The sequence below is a fragment of the Micromonospora sp. NPDC002296 genome (assembly GCF_040296145.1).
Lineage (GTDB): Bacteria > Actinomycetota > Actinomycetes > Mycobacteriales > Micromonosporaceae > Micromonospora.
Window position 1 is genome coordinate 1 of record NZ_JBEOWQ010000121.1, and the last position, 1,783, is coordinate 1,783.

Genomic DNA, 1,783 nt, shown 5'->3' on the forward strand with positions numbered 1-1,783 from the left:
AACTCACCGAAGCACTACAACAACCCCTCGACTACACCCAAGGCCGCAACTGGCGAGCCGCCCTCATCCGCGAAAAAACCACCAACCGCATCCTCTTCGGCATCGGCATCCATCACATCGCCTTCGACGGCTGGTCCCACACCCTCCTCGTCAACGACCTCAGCCACGCCTACACCGCCCGCCTGACAGGCAAGACCCCCGAATGGGACCGACCCGCACCCACACTGCGTGAGGCGTACGACGAATTCACCCGCCTGCGCGACGCGGCCGACCTGGAGACGCAGCGCGCGTACTGGCGTGAGCAGCTACGCGGCCTGCCCCGCCAGGGCGAGCCCCCGGCCGGCGCGTCGCTGGAACAGGCGCTGGCCTGGGGGCCCAAGGCCGGACACATCGTCACCGTCACCCCCGACCTGATGGAACGCTGGGACCGCGCCGCCCGCGAACACCGGTTCAGCCGCTCCAGCCTCTTCGCCGCCGCTTTCGCCGCCGCGCTGCGCGCCGTCAACCAGCAGGACGACGTCGGCCTGCTGATGGTCGTCGCGAAGCGCGGCAGCCGCGTTCTCGACTCCGCCTTCACCACCAGGCTCAACCTCAACTGCGTCCGGGTCCGGTTCGACGGGCCGGGGGACGGTGACCTCGTCCTCCGGGTCCACGAGACGACCAGCGACCTCATGCGGGCCCAGGACGTCCCCTTCGCGGAGACCGCCAACGATCCCGCGGCCGGAATCTCCAGCGAGGTGGTCGCCAGCCTGCCCACCTTCGTCTACCAGGACAACGTCGTCCTCCCGCTTGAGCTGCCCGGCTGCCGGACCGAGGAGATCGTCGAGCCGTACGCCCGGGAGGTGCCCAACGGGCTCACGGTCGAGGTGCTGCCCCGCACCGACCACGCCCTGCTGCGCGTCACCATCCGCACCGACTACCTGCCGTACAGCTTCGCCGAGGAGCTGAACGGCCACATGCTGCGTTTCCTCGAAGCGGGGCCCGGCCCGGCCCCCCTCGCCGGCTGAACGTTCACCCCGTACCCCTCATGCCGTGGGCGTGCCCACGGAGTTCCTGGATTTCCTGATCCGGCCGTACCCGTGCAGGTGACGCCGGTCCTGATCGGAGGTTGGCTCATGTCTGTCGGGTTCGTAGGTGGCCAGGCCCAGGCCGCGAATGCAGCCGAGTCCGGTGCCGACTTCGAGGCCCTCGACCTGATGGGTGACCTGCGGCGGCCGTTGGTGTGGCCGGCCCGGGCGGCGTCGGAGCTGCGGACGGTGGAGCCGCCCGACCTGGCGGGCCCGGAGCCGGCCGGGGTCGTGGTGTTGGCGGGCCTGGTCGGGGTGTTGGCCCGGTACACGGGTCAGGAGGAGGTGGCGCTGGGGCTGGCAGCGGGTGGCGGGTTGGTGCGGGTGGGTGTGGCGGGTGATCCGGGGTTCGCCGAGTTGATGTCTCGGGTGGGTGTGGCGTGGGCCGCGCCGGTGGTGGCTGCGGGTGTGGCGGGTGCGGGTGTGGCGGGTCCGGTGGTGGTGGGTGTGGTGGACGGTCCGGTGGCCGAGGTCGGCCCGGCGGTGGTGGACGTCGATCTGGTGGTGACCGTGGCCTCGGACGGGTCCGGGCTGCGGGTGGACTACGCGGCGGAAGGCTTCTCGGCGGAGTGGGTGCGGGGCCTGGTGGACCACGTTGTGACGCTGGCGTCAGCCGGTGTCCGGGAACCCGGGGTTCCGCTGTCTCGGTTGCCGTTGTTGGGTGCGGCCGAGCGGGAGCGGCTGTTGGCATGGGGTCAGGGTCCGGTCCGCCCGGT

At 71.2% G+C, this 1,783-nt stretch carries 1 protein-coding gene and 1 pseudogene; both read left to right on the forward strand.

Annotated elements, in window-relative coordinates:
• The coding region (locus ABT023_RS28970; RefSeq protein WP_350889866.1) for a condensation domain-containing protein at positions 1-1,007 on the forward strand (1,007 nt) is incomplete at its 5' end.
• Between the two features lie 108 nt (positions 1,008-1,115).
• Positions 1,116-1,783, forward strand: a pseudogene (locus ABT023_RS28975) (non-ribosomal peptide synthetase); the annotation flags it as partial.